The sequence below is a fragment of the Sphingomonas sanguinis NBRC 13937 genome, from assembly GCF_001591005.1.
Taxonomy (GTDB): Bacteria; Pseudomonadota; Alphaproteobacteria; order Sphingomonadales; family Sphingomonadaceae; genus Sphingomonas; species Sphingomonas sanguinis.
This window is the reverse complement of sequence record NZ_BCTY01000065.1, coordinates 1-14,593: the sequence shown is the minus strand read 5'-3', so window position 1 is coordinate 14,593 and position 14,593 is coordinate 1. Positions and strand designations below refer to the sequence as shown.

Annotated in this window: 15 protein-coding genes; 3 read left to right on the top strand and 12 right to left on the bottom strand. The window is 61.6% G+C overall.

The features are described from left to right. From SSA01S_RS17260 to SSA01S_RS17210, 12 genes are all read right to left on the bottom strand, one after another. A partial coding sequence (locus SSA01S_RS17260) for a molybdopterin-dependent oxidoreductase (RefSeq protein WP_156477908.1) occupies positions 1–493 on the bottom strand: 493 nt, incomplete at its 3' end. A gap of 741 nt (positions 494–1,234) precedes the next feature. Beyond that, the gene (locus tag SSA01S_RS17255) at positions 1,235–3,307 is read right to left on the bottom strand and encodes a catalase (protein WP_061781383.1); all 2,073 of its coding nucleotides are present in this window, start codon (positions 3,305–3,307) and stop codon (positions 1,235–1,237) included. 113 nt (positions 3,308–3,420) lie between these two features. Beyond that, positions 3,421–3,660 carry a hypothetical protein gene (locus SSA01S_RS19670; RefSeq protein ID WP_126053449.1) on the bottom strand — a complete coding sequence of 80 codons (240 nt, stop codon included), beginning with the start codon at positions 3,658–3,660 and terminating at the stop codon, positions 3,421–3,423. Positions 3,661–3,691: 31 nt separating this feature from the next. Further along, entirely contained in the window at positions 3,692–4,681 is a 990-nt protein-coding gene (locus tag SSA01S_RS17250; protein ID WP_061781382.1) for a malate dehydrogenase, read from the bottom strand. A 165-nt stretch (positions 4,682–4,846) separates the two neighbouring features. Next, positions 4,847–5,497, bottom strand: a complete 651-nt coding sequence (locus tag SSA01S_RS17245; RefSeq protein WP_082795162.1) for an HvfX family Cu-binding RiPP maturation protein — start codon at positions 5,495–5,497, stop codon at positions 4,847–4,849. After that, on the bottom strand, positions 5,494–6,204 hold the full coding sequence (locus SSA01S_RS17240; protein WP_061781381.1) for an HvfC/BufC family peptide modification chaperone: 711 nt from the start codon (positions 6,202–6,204) through the stop codon (positions 5,494–5,496). Before SSA01S_RS17240 ends, SSA01S_RS17245 begins: the two co-directional genes overlap by 4 nt. Beyond that, positions 6,191–7,000: an MbnB/TglH/ChrH family RiPP precursor modification enzyme gene (locus SSA01S_RS17235; protein WP_244885701.1), complete on the bottom strand. Its 810-nt coding sequence runs from the start codon at positions 6,998–7,000 to the stop codon at positions 6,191–6,193. Before SSA01S_RS17235 ends, SSA01S_RS17240 begins: the two co-directional genes overlap by 14 nt. Positions 7,001–7,017: 17 nt before the next feature. Then, positions 7,018–7,314, bottom strand: a complete 297-nt coding sequence (locus SSA01S_RS17230) for a hypothetical protein (RefSeq protein ID WP_061781379.1) — start codon at positions 7,312–7,314, stop codon at positions 7,018–7,020. An 18-nt stretch (positions 7,315–7,332) separates the two neighbouring features. Continuing rightward, positions 7,333–8,346, bottom strand: a complete 1,014-nt coding sequence (locus SSA01S_RS17225; protein ID WP_241229470.1) for an MBL fold metallo-hydrolase — start codon at positions 8,344–8,346, stop codon at positions 7,333–7,335. A gap of 697 nt (positions 8,347–9,043) precedes the next feature. Next, positions 9,044–9,529 (bottom strand): hypothetical protein, encoded by a 486-nt coding sequence (locus SSA01S_RS17220; protein ID WP_061781377.1) that lies wholly within the window; start codon positions 9,527–9,529, stop codon positions 9,044–9,046. A gap of 453 nt (positions 9,530–9,982) precedes the next feature. Continuing rightward, entirely contained in the window at positions 9,983–11,152 is a 1,170-nt protein-coding gene (locus tag SSA01S_RS17215) for a YncE family protein (protein WP_125994336.1), read from the bottom strand. Positions 11,153–11,785: 633 nt separating this feature from the next. Further along, entirely contained in the window at positions 11,786–12,007 is a 222-nt protein-coding gene (locus SSA01S_RS17210; protein ID WP_061781375.1) for a hypothetical protein, read from the bottom strand. Between the two features lie 127 nt (positions 12,008–12,134). On the opposite strand from SSA01S_RS17210, the gene SSA01S_RS17205 reads away from it, so the two are divergent. From SSA01S_RS17205 to SSA01S_RS17195, 3 genes are all read left to right on the top strand, one after another. Next, entirely contained in the window at positions 12,135–12,716 is a 582-nt protein-coding gene (locus SSA01S_RS17205; protein WP_164523562.1) for a DsbA family protein, read from the top strand. Between the two features lie 84 nt (positions 12,717–12,800). Continuing rightward, positions 12,801–13,673: a LysR family transcriptional regulator gene (locus SSA01S_RS17200; protein WP_061781373.1), complete on the top strand. Its 873-nt coding sequence runs from the start codon at positions 12,801–12,803 to the stop codon at positions 13,671–13,673. Next, positions 13,670–14,593 (top strand): TDT family transporter (locus SSA01S_RS17195; RefSeq protein ID WP_061781372.1); only part of this gene is annotated, 924 nt, incomplete at its 3' end. The genes SSA01S_RS17200 and SSA01S_RS17195, both read left to right, overlap by 4 nt.

Here is a 14,593-nt window from a genome sequence, read left to right as displayed (position 1 = left end):
TGAGGACGTCGGGCTCCCGCGCCTTGCTCATGGCGATCGATACCCCGAACAAGGCTTCCTCGCCCTCCACGTCCACCTCGTCCGCGCCGGTAAACGCCACGAACAGGTCGGACGCATCCGGCGCACCGACGGCATCCAGCACGTCGGACAGTCGTACGCCGGTCCACTCCGCATTGCCGATCGCGCCAACGTCCCACGGGTCGCCGGCTGTCTTGGCGACCTGCTGGAGATCCGTGCGCCGGTTGCCGGCGCACTGGAGAACTGCCGTCACCGTGCGCGTGGCAAACGTGCTCTTCAGCTCCTGCACCGAGAAGGAGCGGCTCGCCATGCCCGTCCCGCTCACTTCGATCCGATGATCGGCAGGCAGATCAGGCACCGCACCATGGCTGCGCACATAGAACAGCGCCTGCGGCGTCAGGAACCGCTCGATCAGCGCGCCGGGCGTCGGCTCGGCGTTGTAGGGATCGGATTTGCGCTCGATCATATCGGTCATGAACGATCAAACGCCGCGAGCGCGCGGATCGCTTCAAATATCGGAGGTCATCGCAGATGAAGAATTGTTGATCGTTCCGATATGCAGATTGGAACGAACGCATCAAACGGTTAGTCGTCTTGATCAAGACGCGCGATATATGCGCATGACCCTGGAGTAGCTCAGAATATTCGTCGATGTCCCGGAGTGCGAATACGTCATCAAAGCAGCGGAGGCGCTGTCCCAGCCTAGCATCGAGGCTGTTAAGCCATCGGCGGTGTACGATGTGGCGACCCTGCCGGAGTCGGCGGCGAATGCCGAGCGTGGCATCAGTCAACTCATCGCGGGCGCACTCGCTGACGAGAGCGACGGACCGCCGGACGAACGGTTTAATCGCCGTACGATGGATGTCGATCGGCAGGGCCCACGCTTCGCAGTCGCTTCAGTAACAGTTAACCGCGACGATAGGCCAACCTGGCTGGACGTCATTACCGGACGTCGGGTAGCAGGCTCGTTCAGCTTAGCCGACACGCTCGATGCCAAGGCGCCGGGTAACATTAGCGCTTCGCGTGCCGCGCACGTCTCCGTGAAACTGGCCACTGACCGATGGCGGATTGGGCAGGCGCTGGCGGTGCTCTTGCAGCGGCTGTCGGCATCGCACTGGAGGACACGGCATTAGGCTGCACGTCGTTCGACATGATTGGGCGGCGCAATTCCTAAACTAAACGGCCCCACGCCATGAGACGTAGGGCCGTAAAGCAGTCAGGCGAGAAGACGCACGTCGGACTCACGCTTGTAGAAGCGCTTTGCTGCAGCTTCCACAAAATCGTGATCGACGTCGACCACGCCATCGTCCGGCTCGACGCCGGCTTTCTCGAGCAACGGCTTCGTCGCTTCGGTCATACCGATCGCCTTGAGATGCCCGAAGGCATCCATGACGAACTGAATGGCCGGCCCCTGCTTCAAGAGTGAAGCGCATCCCTCCTCGTTCACCAGGATCGCGACAGCATCGAAGATCTGGCTTGGGGTACCAGCCAGCTGCCCATCCGCCTTGCGCTTACTGCCGTCAGACAAAGTGATGCCGATCTTTGGCGCGACGATCACCGCCTTGCCCTTCTCGGCCTCGATCGCCGCGACGAGCTTCGCCAACCCTTCGGCGTTCGTACCATCGGCGATGAGAATGCCGACGGCGCGACCTTCAAGAACAGGCTTCATGTTCTTGTGGATCGACAGTGCATCCGAAGGCGGCATGTCGATCGTCGGCCGGGCAGCCGGCGTGGCCTCGGGAAGATCGATCCCGAGCCCATCGGCGACCCGGCGTGCCAGGTCCTCGTCGACGTTGCGCAGATTGGCGACCATGCGCGCAGGCACCTTGTCGAGCAGCCCCACCTTCGACAGCTCGAAAACATAGGCCGACGCGATATGCGCCTGCTCGCTTTCTGTTTGCGAACGATAGAACAGCCGGGCCTGGCTATAGTGGTCGGCGAACAGCTCGGTGCGAACCCGCATCTTGTCGCCCTCCTCGTCCGCGCCGGTCGCCGCGTTGGTCGTGACGAACCCGCGCTCCATGCTCGCGCGCGGGCCACCTTCCTCGCCATGCTCCGCCAGACTGTTCGGTTCGTAATTCGCACGTCCCTTCGGCACCCGCGTCTGCATCAGGCCATCGCGCTGGAAGTTGGCAAAGGGACACCGCGGCGCATTGATCGGGATCTGATGGAAGTTAGTCGTGCCGAGCCGTGACTTCTGCGTATCCAGGTAACTGAACAGACGCCCCTGCAGCAGCGGATCGTTGGTGAAATCGATCCCCGGCACGATGTTCGTCGGCAGGAATGCAACCTGCTCGGTCTCCGCAAAGAAATTGTCGGGATTGCGATTCAGGGTCAGCGTACCGATGACCCGGACGGGAACGTCCTCCTCAGGTATCAGCTTGGTCGCATCCAGCACGTCATAGGGCTGAGCCTCGGCGAACGCCTGATCGAACACCTGGATGCCGAGATCCCATTGCGGAAAAGCGCCCGTATCGATTGCCTCCCACAGGTCGCGCCGCTGATAATCATTGTCAGCGGCCTGGAGCTTGTTTGCCTCATCCCAGATCGTCGATTGAAGGCCCAGCCGTGGCTTCCAGTGGAACTTGACGAAGCTCGATCTTCCTTCCGCGTTGACGAGCCGGAAGGTATGGACGCCGAACCCCTCCATCATGCGGAACGAACGCGGCAGTACGCGATCCGACATTGCCCACATCAGCATGTGGGTCGTCTCGGGCATCAGCGACGCCCAATCCCAGAAGGTGTCGTGAGCAGTCGCCGCCTGCGGATAGGCGCGATCGGCTTCCATCTTCACGGAATGGATCAGGTCGGGGAACTTGATGGCGTCCTGGATGAAGAACACTGGGATATTGTTGCCGACGAGGTCCCAATTGCCTTCGCGGGTGTAGAACTTGACCGCAAAGCCGCGAACGTCGCGCGGCGTGTCCACCGAACCGGCTCCGCCCGTCACCGTCGAGAAGCGGACGAACACCTCGGTCTTCTCGCCCTTGGTAAATACCGCAGCCCGTGACAGATCGCTGATGTCGTCCGTCGCTTCGAATACGCCGTGGGCGCCGGATCCGCGCGCATGAACAATTCGTTCCGGTATACGCTCGTGATCGAAATGGAAGATTTTTTCACGCAGCACGAAATCCTCGAGCAGCGTCGGACCCCGCTTTCCAGACTTCAGGCTGTTCTGATTATCGCTGACGGGAACGCCGTGATTGGTGGTCAACACGTCATCCTCGCCGAGCGGCTGCTGGTGCGGCTCGCCGCCGTTACCGAATTCGGTCTTGCGTACGTCGGTCATGAAGCACCTCAAGTAGCTGGATGAAAAAGAACGATCTCAACCGTCCGGGGGTTGCTCGCAAATCGACACGATCGTAGCGCGTGAGGGCGAACAAGGACGTCGTACGGACCGTATCAGGCGGGGGCTCGGATAATCTCGATTTGATCTGATCGCCGTGAAAGCGGATCGTCGGACGGCAGGTTGTTCGTCATGCTCCCACCATCATTGAAAAGCGAGGCGCGCTTGGCCGAGTAAAGGGCAGCCAACCGAAGGTGCGCTGCCCGTGCACATTCGTGAACGGAGGACATAGCCAGCGTTCGCTCCGCGCGTTCGCGCCGCGCGAGATAGGTTTGTTCGTCCTTGATATCTTGCATGATGCCTCACTCCTGCATGACAAAAACGTCGTTATTGCTTGAGCAACAGTGACACCGCATCGCGTTCCTGCACGAGTTCAGCAACGCTACGTTGGATCATGATGTGCTGGAAATCGTCGAGCCGCAGCCCTGATACGCGCTCGACCGATCCGGGTGAGCAGATCGCTGGCACGCCGCACATCAGCCCCTGCGGAATATCGTATTCGCCGGTCGAAGACAGGCCCATCGAAACCCAGCGTCCGTCCGAGCCCAGCAGCCAGTCACGCATATGATCGAGCGCCGCGTTGGCGGCAGACGCGGCCGAGGATGCGCCGCGCGCCTCGATGATCGCGGTGCCACGCTGCGCCACTTGGGGGATCATCGTATCGGTACACCATTCTGGGTCGCCGATAATACGAGGTAATGGCTCCGCGCGAACCATCGCATTCGTCCAGTCAGCATACATGGTCGGCGAATGGTTGCCCCAGACCGCGAGCTGCTCGATCTCGCCCACGTTGACGTTTGCCTGTGCCGCCAATTGACTGGCAGCGCGATTGTGGTCGAGCCGGATCATCGACGTGATGTTGTCGCGGGCAAAGCCTGGAGCATGTTCGGCCAGAACCCAGGCGTTGGTGTTAGCCGGGTTGCCGACGACCAGCACCTTCGCCTCACGCTTTGCCGCACGATCCAAAGCATGGCCTTGCGTGCGGAAAATGGCAGCATTGGCGGCGAGCAGGTCGCGGCGCTCCATACCCTTCGAGCGGGGTCGGGATCCAACCAGGAACGCAGCATCGATGTCGGCGAATGCGACGTGCGGATCGGCTGTGACGTCGACGCTGTCGAGCAGTGGGAACGCGCAGTCCTCAAGCTCCATCACAACGCCCCAGACCGCCGGGAGAGCTTGCTCGAGGTCGAGGAGCTGAAGCCGGACGGGTTGATCGGGACCGAGGAGGTCGCCGCGTGCGATCCGAAACAGGAGAGCGTAACAGATTTGACCAGCGGCGCCGCTAACGGCAATCCGGACGGGAGTCTTGGCTGACATATTGAAATCCTTGAATGAAGCCTGACAAGGAAGAAGGGGGAAGAGCGGAGAGCGTATTGCAGCCCGCTCTTCACCGTTAGGGTGTCTCGTCTCGAAAGTAGGCGTGTCAATCTGCGTAGACGATTGTTCGGCCGCCTTGATTGTTGGTCCAGGAAACCCCGTCGATTATGTCAGCAGCGGCGAACCGGTTGGGCGTACAAGCGCCGCATCGCCGCATTCAGGCGTCAGCCAACCAAGCAGCCGCGGCTGCTTGTGCGCCAGCCAATAGTCGATGCTGAAGAAGCGTCCGCCGCCATAGAACAGCAGCACCGCCAGCATGATGACATAGGTGACGGTGAATTCGATCCCATTGTTCAGAATAATTGGATCGCCCAGCTGAGTGATGTAGTTGAACCGACCGGGGAAGTTCTGCGCCAGCCATTCCATGAAACCCTGGAAGCGAAGGGTCGATTCCGCCGTCTTGCCCGCGATCGCGGCCCATCCATGCGACCAGTGGACCGACAGACCGGCGACCGTCATGGTTACCATCAGCGGGATCGAGATCAACCGCGTGAAAAGGCCAAGCGCGAGGCAGATGCAGCCCGCTGTTTCGGTTGCGGTGGCCAGTGTCGCCATAAGCAACGGGGCGGGCATGTTGAGCCCGCCCTGTGCCGCGGGTGCACCAAACCATTGTACTAGCGCGGAGAAGCCCGTCAGTTTGGCATGGGCCCCTTCATAGAAAATCGGGATCAGATAGAGACGGATCGCAAGCAGCGGCAGGAAGTCGAGGAGCTGGACGCGACGGAACGCGGTATTCAGCCAGCGGAAGATCATCATCGGGAAGTGTCCTTCTGATCGGCAAAAACGAGAAGCTGTTTGGCAAGGCCTTGCCCGATCCAGTCGGGTACCAGCGGTAAGAGGGATGGTTCGACGGCTTCGGCCAGTCCTCGCGATGTCATCGCCTCTTCCTGCTCCAGGCGGTCCAGCAGCAGGCAGTCGCTGACGGTCAGCGGGCGGGTGAGGACATGATGCTCGCGCGTCCGGTACACCCCGTGCGGACGCGGTGGCGCGGGTTTGAGGCTGTCGTTCGCATCGATGAGCGCGGGATCGAACGGCAGCATGACCACGCGCAGCGTAGGATTGGCCGTGACCGGCCCAGCCGCATCGGTGCTCCCGGCGGCATCGTCCGACAGCGCCGCCGGGTCGATCTCCACTTGGAGCAACACCCATTCATATTCGATGATGGGCATCAGCGCAGACGGCAGCACCGGCTGCCCTTGGACGAACAGCACGAATTCCGTGGCGATCTGGTGGAATTGCGGCCGGCTGGCGGGATGTGCGGCGACGAATGCATCCGCCGCCCTGACCACCACGGCCTTGCCTGCCATGCGCGCCACGGCAGGAAAACTGCTGCGGATGGCTCCGGCGACATTCTCGCGGAGCAGTTGGCCGTACAGATCGCTGGGATCGCGCCGCGCCTGGCCCGCAAGGCCCGCCACCTCCTCGCGCAGCCGGGCGGGCGCGGCCGCGTCAGGCGAGCGCATGGGCCGGCTCCGCCATGGCCGCCTGCACCGCCGCCACCTCCCCAGCCAGCTCGTCGAGCGAGGGCACGAAATTGTCGCGCTCTAGCAGCAGCGGTCGTGCCCCGTGGCACTGCCACACCGACCGGCCAAGCGCGATCACCGCCTCGGCGACCGGCGTGCCATGCGTGTCGAGCAGCGTGCCGTCCTCCAGTTCCAGATGGCCGGCGATATGGTAATAAGCGATCGCGTCGGACGGCAGCGCGGTGACGAACGCCAGTGCATCCTCGTGATGGTTGTGCGCGTTCACATAAGCGTTGTTGATGTCCAGCAGGAGACCGCAACCCGACCGCTCGACCAGCGCCGAGATGAACTCGGCCTCCGGCATCTGGTCCGGGAAGCCATGGTAATAAGAGATGTTCTCCAGCACGAGTCGGCGCCCGGTCGCCTCCTGCACCTGGTCGATGCGATCGGCCAGATAATCGAGGTTGGACGCTCGCCGGGGCACCGGCAGCAGGTCGTAGAGATAGCCGGTCTCGTCGCGCGACAGGCTGAGGTGATCGCTGTACAGGTCGATACCGTAATCGTCGAGAAAACGCCGGACATCGGCCAGGAATTTCCGGTTCAGCGGTTGCGGATCGGCGATCGACAGGCTCAGCCCGTGCGCTACCAGCGGGTAGATGTCCGCGAGGCGGTCGAGCTGGTCGCGCTTACGTCCGCCGAGCCCGAGCCAATTTTCCGGCGCGATCTCGAGGAAATCGATGTCGCCCCGCCGGGGCTGGTCGCACAAGGGCGCGACCAGTTCCGGACGAAGGCCCACGCCGCGGGCGGTGGCTCTCAGCGGCCGCATACGCCCTCGGCCAGCCGGTCCTGGCTGGTCTGCGCGACCTTGTATCCCTTGCCGCTCAGGCCGCACTGGCCGTCGCGGGCGCGGACCAACTGGCCGCTGGGGTCCTGCTTCAGCTTGGTCTGGGCATAGATTTTTTCCGTGCCGCACTTGCCGCTGGCGCATTTGCCGCCGCCGTGCGCCGCCGGGCTGGCGGTGGTGGTCGCGGCGGGTGCGGCCTCTGCCGCCTGCGCCGCGCTGGCGGCCAGCGAGGTGACGGCGATGCCGAGAATCAGTTCACGCTTCATGACAACAACTCCTTGGGGTCAGCGGGACAAGGGGAAACAGGACAGGTCGCGTCCCGCGGCGACCGGGCCGTGGTAGAAGCCGCGGATGATCTGGATGTTGTGATCCTTGTCGCGCAGCGACCGGCCCATGAAGTGGTCCAGCACCAGCATCCTGGGGTGCGTTGCCGCCGCGATCTTGCCCACCACGGTCGGCGGGGCGTGCAGGAAGCGCGAGGCGGTGTCGGCATCGTCGTCGATCGCCGCCGGCATCATCAGGATGTCGGCGCCACGCGCGAAGTCCAGGAACTCACGCCGGCTGCCGTTCTGGTCGGCGGACAGCACGATCACGCCCTTGGGCGTTTCGATGCGAAAGGCGAGGGCGGGCACATCGCCATGCGGGATACCGAGCGCGGTGATGGTCACGCCGTCACCGCGCCACACCAGGGTCGGCGTTGGTTTGGCGACATTGACGTCGAAAGCGTGAACGTCGAGCTTCAATCCTTCACTGGCCGAGGACAGACCAGACAGGTAGGCGAACGATCCCCGCCCTTTGCCGAACTCGCGCTGGAAGAACCCGGTCATGCTGGGAAAGTTGGTATTGCCCGTCGGGCCGACCAGCCTCACCGCATGGCTGTTGGCGAGGAAATAGCCGCCCTTCAAGATCGCGGGCAGATCGGCGCTGTGATCCGTGTGGAAATGCGAGATGCCGATGAAATCGAGGTCCTCAAGCCGAGCACCCGACTGGCCGTAGCGCAGGTACGTGCCGCCGCCGGCATCGATCAGGATGCGAGCCTTGCCATTGATCCAGATAATTGCCCCGGACGATGCGCGGGCATCGTCGGAGATCGGTCCGCCCGAACCAAGCAGCTGCAGTGCAACGCCGCTTGTCCCGCATTGCGGGGCCTGCTGCGCCATCGCCGGCGATGCCGTGGCCAAGACAGCCGCCATGGGCAGGCTACGCAAAAGCTTTTTCATTGGAGGGATCCTTGATGCTCCGGGAGCGCCATTGCCGAGCCGGGTTTTCACATCGGCCACGGAGAGCTGCACGGTCACGGCGGAGGAGGTTGAAACCATGACACGGGGATGCCCCGACGGTTTAAATCAATCCAACCGTTTGATTTGATGGTTTAGATCACGGATCGAGATCGGTTACGGTGACCGTTGAAGTTCTAAGCTGGAAACCATCGGCCACCACCGTAGCGCTTCAGCAACGCGCAGCAGATGCAAGGCGCCGACGGCATCCACTATAAGCGAGGCGGCGACATAGTCCGACCTCGCACATCCCGAATTGCATGACGCTGGGGAAGGGAACTTTGAGGGAAAAAAGCGGTCAGCACCGCATAGGCCATGGTGGGCCCGATCACCGACCCAGCCTTGGCCGAAAACACCGATTAATTTGTGCCGAACTGGTAAGATATAGCGTTGCCCAATACGACATCAATGCCGAAGGCAACTGCAAATATCTTCATGCGATAACTGAGTAGATCGCGATAAACTCGTAGACCGGTCAGAAGCTAAGCATGTTGGGGACGAGCATGTAGCGGACGAATCATGTCGAGAAATTCGTAAAAATGAAATGTAACACCTCCGTGGACGCGAATTGGGCGCGGGCCAAGATCACGGGTCGAGCTGTTCCCGCATCTTACCCACTACCTTCAGGCTCATCCCGTCACAGGAGGGTGCCCGCTCCGACCAATCTCCGCCGTTTGCGGCAGCCTGCGGACGGCTCCGCAGACGCTGTGCGATCACCCTACCCCATTTGCGACACGCGGGCGATGATCCCGATGACCGCAGCCAGCACTGCCATGCAGGCCGGCAGAAACAGCATCTGGATCACCGCCTGTCGCCCGGTGACGACGTCGTTCAGTGTTTCGACCGGACCGGCCAGGAATTCACGAAAGCTGCGCTGGCGCTCCCCCGGCATGGCGGCGTCAGCCGCCAGGATGCCGCCGACGATCAGCCCGAAATAGACGATCATCAGCACCGTCACCATCGTCATCACCAGTCCGGCCGACGTGTCGCGGGCAAAGAAGGTCCAGAAGCTGGTGAGCATCGTCGCGTAGATACCGACCAAGCCGAGCAGTGCGCCGGGGTGAACGCCGCGCGAGGCGACGCCGGGCGCGGTGCGCTCAATCGCATCGTAGTCGTCGACGTCATGCACCAGCGTCAGCATCGGACGCGGGATCAGGTCATCGGCGGACACATCATGGTCGACCTGTCGGGGCAGCGTTGCCATCGTTCGAACTCCATTCTCGGCGGGGCGCGAGATGCGCGACATCGCGATGAGAAGATGGTTGAACGTCTCACATCAGTCCAACTGATCTTACTTTTCAATCCAATCTGAAAAGGAGATTTATGACTGTCGACGTTAATGACGCGGCTGGTTATGATGGTAGAACCGCACTGATGTCCTTCAAAGTCATAATGGCATCACCGGCGATAATTATATCTACCACCAGCGATAATGGGCAATCCTCAAAATCCATTACCACCCGGCGTATTTGGCCCAGCACCTACGGCACGGCAAGCAGTTCATAGAGTATAGACTATTCTGACCTGAAACATCACCGGGTGCGCCCCGGCAGATCAGCAAATAACAAATCGCACCACGGCACTACTGAGGACAACTTATCCGAAGACTAGTCCTTATGGAAAATATTTCTTGAAGAGTGAAAGACGTTGAAAATGATTAACGCACTGATAAGGTACGCCCTTCATCGCGTACGAATGGGGCAAGATTGGCCAGACCTTTACCCGATCGGACGGCACCAGGAACATAGATAAGGCTTTGAGCATCGGTACTGATCGGAATCTCCGACGCCATGGTGTACGTAAGCGTGTCGATCGTCGCGAGCTTGTCAGTTCCGGCTAGGCTAACATAGATCCTCGTACCATCGCCAGAGGGCCAAACCGCAGTTGGAGGTGCTTGCAGCGGGACGGTCGTCACAGCCTCCAGGCTATCGGTTCTATAGACCTTGATCGCAGGTACATCGCCACCAACGCCGACATACGCGAAAGAATCATCCGCGCGCTGGGCGAAGTTGAGGGCGCCTGCCGCCGGGCCAGTTTTTATCGCCTCGCGCACCGCAAACGGCGGCTTGGCAGCAAAAACCGTGGTCGTGCCGCTGTCGCGGCGTGTCGCCCAGATCTGTTTACCGTCTGGCGACACTGCGATTGCTCCCTCTCCATCGCCGATGCTGGCAACATTTCCGACGATGCGCCGATGCGCCACGTCGATGACCATGATGGACGGCATTTTAGTGAGCGACACAAAGGCATAGCGTCCGCTAGGCGACAGGATGGTAGCGCCCGCTCCGCCGTTCGCTGGAATACGAGTGATCTCTCGCGCAATTTTAGGGTCTACGATCGCGATGGCATTTTCATCGCCGAGCGAAACCCAGAGTTCGTGCCCGTTGGGTGTAAACGCGACGGCGGTCGGCGAACTCTTGAACGCGACCCGGCCGCGTTTCGTGTTAGTAGCCAGATCCACAAACGTAACGCCTCTCGTCGCTGATGTCGATATGGCCAACGTCCGCCCGTCACGCGTCGCAGCCATCCGTGGGACGTTCAGGCTGAGAAAGGGTGTTTTGACAATTGCGCCCTTCGAAAGGTCGATCGAGCCCAATTCACTGCCCGCGGCAGGATCGATGACGGCAATGTTCGTCGATGTCGGATCGGACACGTAAATCCGGTCCTGATGACTTAGATCGATGTCCGGCCTTGACCATGGCGACTGAACCGCCATGAGATCAGCTGGAAAACTATCTGCAACGGGCGCGGCCCAATAGGCCTGAGCGGTTACCGGGAGTGGCGCTGCTGACGCCAACATCGCGGCAACCAGAACGATTGCAGCTTTCATCGTTTGATCCTTATCGCAGATCCAGCGGGTGATCGTGCCGGTCCGATACCGTTAGATCGACCGATATGCCCCTCGCGTCCAACGCGTGGTCACGATGGTTTCAATACACAATCGTGATCAATTATCGCCCATCATTCCGGCCAGCCGATTGTAGCGGCCATGTTCAACCATTGGACCGATGAACGTGTGACAGTGATCCATACGCGCGAGGTCTGACAAGTTTGGCGGCAATGAAGCTGCTACCCGGAATTATTTTCGGTCAGGGAGCGTTCGTATTCCATGGGGAAAATGCGGATGCGGGGCATGTAGTTTGCGACCCGAATGAAGCCACACCGCCATTATTCGGATGACGAACGCGCATTAGGTTTTACAGTGTTCGACAAGCCGAGTACGACGATCATCGACGCTTTGCTTTAACTGAGCATCTCGGCCATCCTCTCTCATAGGAAGTGAGATACACGTTGCGAAGCGGATCATATTACAAGCAAGACAGCACAATTTTTTGCCTCAAGACATGAACCCGGCACAAGAATATATTTGACGAGCGAACTGGTAGAATGCGGCTCACGTTTCGACGACTAGGCGGCACACGTGCCATCATCATTTTTGATTGATCCCTATAGTCAGCGTCCCTTAGGACACCTCATCTGCTCGATTCAGACTGGCGGGATGGTAGGAGTAGCGCGTAATCATCCTCTCCGCGCCGACCAGCTCGACGTCGAGCATCGTTAATATAGAGTTGACGGCATTAACGATCTGGGCATCGTTCGGCCCTTCCGTCATCTGGCAAATAGGCAAGTGTCCTGCCCGCCAGGCGGGCGCAAAGGCGGGAGCCATCAGCCGCGGCGCGGTCATGCGGGTCAATTCATTGCCGTTGATCTAGATGGCCGAACGTCGTGTGCGGCGCAGGCCGATCGGAACGATCACCGATCCTGTTTGGACCTTTGACGCGATCGGCGGCTAGGCCATCGTCATGCCTACGTTGACCCAAGCCCTGGCCGCCTGCGCGATAATACTCACGACCGCGTGCAGCGAAGCGATCGTCCCGTCAGCAATATCCTCAAATGACGCGAACGTGCCGATCGCTGGCCCCCGTGACGCCACAACCGTCGTCAGCGTCTTTTCGGATTACCGATGTGGGCATTGCCGCGCGTTCCATGCGGTGCTCGATGGCTTCCGCCGCGACAACCCAAATGTCCGCATCGTCTATCGTGACTGGCCGGTTCTGGGTTCGGCGTCCAAGGAGGCAGCGCGCTGGGCTATCGCCAGCGCGATGCAAGGCCGCCACGCTGCGTTTCACGATGCGCTGATGGCTGCACCGAAGGAGATGAGCGTAAACGATCTCTCGCAAGCTGCGGCGCATGCCGGGTTGAATATGGACCGCCTTCGTCGCGATCTCGTCTCGCGGGAAGACGCGATCGATGCGACCTTGCGCGAAACCGACGCTCTGGCGCATTCCTACGGCCTGCAGGGTACGCCGGGGATCGTCATCGGCAAGCTGGTGATCCCAGGCGCGATCGACCGGGCGATGCTCGACCGCGCGGTTGCCACGGTACGCAATTAATCATGAAATGCGATCGGAACGAACCGATCAACGAGATGGATAGATTGTTTAATCAAGCCTAACATCGGCGTCAGGAGATTGATCATGACGCTGGAGCAATTGAGAATATTTGTCGGCGTGGCCGAGCGTGAACACGTTACGCGTGCGGCCGAGGCGCTGAACGTCACGCAGTCCGCTGCTTCCGGCGCGGTTGCGGCCCTCGAAGCGCGCTACGGCGTTCCGCTGTTCCACCGCGTCGGGCGTGGCATCCAGCTGACCGAGGCAGGCCGAGGCTTTCTGGAAGAAGCGCGCGCGGTGCTGGGGCGGGCAGCGCATGCCGAGACGATGCTGGCGGACTATGCCGGGCTTGCGCGTGGATCGTTGCGGATCGTCGCAAGCCAGACGATCGCGAGCTACTGGTTGCCCGCAAAGCTCGCCGCCTTCCACGAACGCCACCCGCAGATCGCGGTCGAGCTGGCGATCGACAACACTGAGGGTGCAGCAGCGCAGGTCCTGAGCGGCGCGGCCGAACTCGGCTTTGTCGAGGGCGAGGTGGACGAACCGGCGCTGGCGCATTGGATCGTAGGGCGTGACCCGATGGTACTGGTCGGCCGCGAGGAAGCCGAACGCATCGACGATGCCTGGCTGCGCGCTGCACGCTGGATCGTCCGCGAGCAGGGTTCGGGCACGCGCTCGACCTTCGAGGACGTACTGCGAACGCGCGGGTTTGATCCGGCTCAGCTGACGGTAGCGATGACGCTGCCGTCGAACGAGGCGGTGCGTACCGCGGTCGAGGCCGGTGCCGGCGTCGCTGTGTTGTCGCGATTGGTCGTCGCACGCGCGCTTAAGGCCGGCGATCTGGTCGAGCTGCCGCTTGGGTTGCCCGATCGCGCCTTTCACGCGCTGCGCCACAAGGAACGCTATCGCACCCGCGCGGCCGACGCGCTGACGGACCTCATCAAGGAGCAGGTCGCATGACTGCCGACACCCCCTCGGTCCTGACCGGCCTCAAGCCGCTCAGCCGGCTTGACCATCCGCGCGAGATGATCCGCCAGTTCACGCCCAACTGGTTCGCCGCGACGATGGGCACCGGTATCCTCGCGCTCGCGCTGCCGCAGGTGCCCGGCATCGGAACTGCGTTGAAGCCGGTCGGCGAGATGTTGTGGTTCTTCAACATCGCGCTCTTCGCGCTGTTCGCCGGCCTCTATGGCGCGCGCTGGGTGATGTTCGGGCACGAGGCGAGGCGCATCTTCGGGCACAACACCGTGTCTATGTTCATCGGGACCATCCCGATGGGCCTGGCGACGATCATCAACGGATGCCTCGCCTTCGGGATCGCGCGGTTCGGTAACGGCATCGTGCCGGTCGCACACGTCCTGTGGTGGATCGACGTCGCCATGTCGCTCGCATGCGGCGTGCTCATCCCGTACCTGATGTTTACCCGCCACGAGCACAGCCTGGACGGCATGACCGCGGTATGGCTGCTGCCGGTCGTCGCTGCCGAAGTGGCGGGTGCCAGCGGCGGGCTGCTCGCGCCGCATCTGGTCGATCCTCACGCGCAGATGGTGACCCTTGCGACATCCTATGTGCTGTGGGCCTATTCGGTGCCGGTCGCGTTCGGCATCCTCGCCATCCTGATCCTGCGCATGGCGCTCCACAAGCTGCCGCATGAGAGCATGGCGGCATCCTCCTGGCTGGCGCTGGGGCCGATCGGCACCGGGGCGCTGGGTATGCTGGTGCTCGGGGCCGATGCGCCGGCGATCCTCGCGGCGCACGGGCTGGCCGGTGTCGGTACCGTCGCGCAAGGGATCGGCGTCGTCGCCGGGCTCTGCCTGTGGGGTTTCGGCCTGTGGTGGCTGGCGCTCGCGACGCTCATCACCATCCGCTACTGGCGCGCC

Bases quoted from the DNA above. Each gene is read 5' to 3' on its own strand.
- SSA01S_RS17255 (WP_061781383.1), bottom strand. From the start codon at position 3,307: ATGACCGACGTACGCAAGACCGAATTCGGTAACGGCGGCGAGCCGCAC.
- SSA01S_RS19670 (WP_126053449.1), bottom strand. From the start codon at position 3,660: ATGCAAGATATCAAGGACGAACAAACCTATCTCGCGCGGCGCGAACGC.
- SSA01S_RS17250 (WP_061781382.1), bottom strand. From the start codon at position 4,681: ATGTCAGCCAAGACTCCCGTCCGGATTGCCGTTAGCGGCGCCGCTGGT.
- SSA01S_RS17245 (WP_082795162.1), bottom strand. From the start codon at position 5,497: ATGATGATCTTCCGCTGGCTGAATACCGCGTTCCGTCGCGTCCAGCTC.
- SSA01S_RS17240 (WP_061781381.1), bottom strand. From the start codon at position 6,204: ATGCGCTCGCCTGACGCGGCCGCGCCCGCCCGGCTGCGCGAGGAGGTG.
- SSA01S_RS17230 (WP_061781379.1), bottom strand. From the start codon at position 7,314: ATGAAGCGTGAACTGATTCTCGGCATCGCCGTCACCTCGCTGGCCGCC.
- SSA01S_RS17220 (WP_061781377.1), bottom strand. From the start codon at position 9,529: ATGGCAACGCTGCCCCGACAGGTCGACCATGATGTGTCCGCCGATGAC.
- SSA01S_RS17215 (WP_125994336.1), bottom strand. From the start codon at position 11,152: ATGAAAGCTGCAATCGTTCTGGTTGCCGCGATGTTGGCGTCAGCAGCG.
- SSA01S_RS17210 (WP_061781375.1), bottom strand. From the start codon at position 12,007: ATGACCGCGCCGCGGCTGATGGCTCCCGCCTTTGCGCCCGCCTGGCGG.
- SSA01S_RS17200 (WP_061781373.1), top strand. From the start codon at position 12,801: ATGACGCTGGAGCAATTGAGAATATTTGTCGGCGTGGCCGAGCGTGAA.